Annotated in this window: 2 protein-coding genes; one reads left to right on the top strand and one right to left on the bottom strand. The window is 61.4% G+C overall.

The window, feature by feature from the left end:
* Positions 1-1468: dihydroxy-acid dehydratase (ilvD, locus tag GX108_00710; protein NLO55570.1), on the top strand; the 1468-nt coding region annotated here is incomplete at its 5' end.
* 164 nt (positions 1469-1632) lie between these two features.
* Here ilvD and GX108_00715 read toward each other — a convergent pair.
* A partial coding sequence (locus GX108_00715) for an aminotransferase class I/II-fold pyridoxal phosphate-dependent enzyme (GenBank protein NLO55571.1) occupies positions 1633-2784 on the bottom strand: 1152 nt, incomplete at its 5' end.

The following is a 2784-nucleotide window of genomic DNA, read 5'->3' on the forward strand; positions in this document are numbered from 1 at the left end:
GGGCGGCCTCCCCCTGGAATTCCCCGTGATAGGCGTCTGCGACGGGATAGCGATGAATCACGAGGGGATGCGTTTTTCCCTGCCCAGCAGGGAACTGATCGCCGACTCGATAGAGGTGATGACCCAGGCTCACGCCCTGGACGGCCTGGTCATGGTGACGAACTGCGACAAGATAATACCCGGCATGGCCATGGCCGCCGCGAGGCTGAACATTCCCTCGATGATCATCAGCGGCGGCCCCATGATGGCGGGGGACATCGACGGAAGGAAGGTGGACCTTTCGTCCGTATTCGAGGCGGTGGGAAGCATCGCCGCCGGCAAGATAACCACCGATGACCTGCGAAGGCTCGAGGAAGAGGCCTGCCCCACTTGTGGCTCCTGCGCGGGGATGTTCACGGCCAACACCATGAACTGCCTGATCGAAGCGCTCGGCCTGGCGCTGCCCGGGAACGGGACCATACCGGCGGTATCTTCAGCCAGGGAACGCCTGGCGAAAGACGCGGGACGCATGATCATGACCCTGCTGGAGAAAAACATCCGGCCCAGAGACATCCTGACCAGGGAGGCCTTCGACAACGCCATAGCCCTGGACATGGCCCTGGGAGGGTCCACCAACTCGGCCCTGCACCTTCCGGCCATCGCCTTCGAGGCCGGTATCGACCTTCCCCTGGACCGTTTCGACGAGATATCATCGAAAGTCCCCCACCTTTGCGATATGAGCCCTGGCGGGCCCTGGCGTATAGAGGATCTCCACCGCGCCGGCGGAATTCAAGCCGTCCTGGCGCGACTCGACGGCGGGAACCTTCTGCAGGGCAGTGCTGTCACCGTGACGGGGGAACCCCTTTCAAACAGTTTCACCTCGTCTTCCGTTAAAGACGACAGGGTGATCGCAACCCTCGAGAATCCCCGCCATCGCCAGGGTGGTATCGCGATCCTCAAGGGGAGCCTCGCACCGGAGGGAAGCATAGTGAAGCAGTCGGCAGTCCTGCCCGACATGCTGGTCAAAAAAGGGCCGGCCCGGGTCTTCGAAAGCGAAGAGCAAGCCTCTGATGCCATTTCAAAGGGGCATGTCCTCCCCGGGGATGTGCTGGTCATCCGGAACGAGGGCCCGATGGGGGGGCCGGGGATGCGCGAAATGTTAGGCCCCACGGCGTGCCTGGCGGGGATGGGGCTCGATGGGGACGTGGCCCTTGTGACCGATGGCCGTTTTTCCGGCGCAACCCGGGGAGCCGCCATAGGGCACGTGTCCCCCGAAGCCGCCGCGGGAGGCCCCATAGCCCTGGTGAGAGATGGTGACATCATCAGTATTGATATACCTTCCAGGAAACTGGACCTCGAAGTGTCATCGGCAGAGCTCAAAAGGCGGAGCCGCGAAACGACGAGGGGGCAGAAGGCGGTAGAAAGCCCCTTTCTCAACCGCTACCGCCGGATGGTGACCGCCGGCAACCGGGGGGCGATACTGGAGTAGAAGACGGCCGCGCAAGACCGCCCGGAGGACGACCATCCGACCGCTGGTGTGTTTTCGCTTTTTCAATGCCTGGGCAGGTTTGCTTCGAGAAATTCACCGATGACGGCGAGGTCGCAAACCCTGATCAGGGTTTGCGGCCTCGCCGATTCGTAGACGAGAAAGATCTAGATGGCGGCAAAAGCGCCTTCCAGGTCTTCGATCAGGTCGTCCGAGTCTTCAAGGCCCACGGAGAGCCTGATGAGCCCCTTGGAGATCCCCGCCTTCTTCTGCTCTTCGTCGGAAAGGGCGGAATGGGTCATGGACGCGGGGTGCTGGATCAGCGACTCGGCATCGCCGAGGCTCACCGCCAGGGTCCAAAGCTTCGTGCTGTTGATGAATTTCTTGCCTGCTTCGTACCCACCTTTAAGCTCCATGGCTATTATTGCCCCGTAATGCCTCATCTGCTTGTCGGCCAACTTCTTCTGAGGGAAGCCGTCCAGACCCGGGTACCAGACATGGTCCACCTCCTCGCGCTTTTCAAGGAAACGGGCAACGGACAGGGCTGTCTCGCAGTGCCTGGGGATACGGACATGAAGGGTCTTCATACCCCGGAGCAGGAGGAATGCATCGAAGGGGGAGAGCGTCGCCCCGGTAAGGTCCTTTAGGCCCTCGCTCTTGATGCGGCCGATAAATTCCCTGTCTCCAACGACCACTCCGGCTATGACGTCGCCATGGCCATTCAGGTATTTCGTGGCTGAATGGACCACTACATCGGCCCCCAGTTCGATTGGGCGCTGTATGACGGGGGTGCAGTAGGTGTTGTCCACGACGAGGATAGCTCCCGCGTCATGGGCAATTCGGGATAGTCCCTCCAGGTCGGCGATATCCATCGTGGGGTTCGCCGGCGATTCGCAGTAGATCATTTTCGTGTTGGGCTTGATGGCCGCCCTTACAGTCTCAAGATCCCTGAGACCCATAAAGGTTGCTTCCATGCCGAAACGGGGGAACTGGTGGTTCATCAGGGCGTGGGTGCAGCCATACAGGGACCGCGCCGCGATCACATGATCCCCGGAAGACAGGGCGGTCCACATTACCGAAGCGATGGCTCCCATGCCGGAAGCCGTCACCGCGGCCGCTTCACCGCCTTCAAGACCGGCGATCTTCTCCTCAACGGCCGTATGGTTGGGGTTCCCCAGGCGAGTATAGATGTAGCCCTCTTCCTCTCCTTTGAATCGCCGGGCCCCTTCATCGGCGTTGCGGAAAGCGAAAGTGGAGGTCTGGTAAATGGGCGTGGAGAGAGCCCCGGTGATGGGCTCGGGGTGCGTCCCCAGGTGCAC

It is taken from the genome of Thermovirga sp., assembly GCA_012523215.1.
Lineage (GTDB): Bacteria > Synergistota > Synergistia > Synergistales > Thermovirgaceae > 58-81.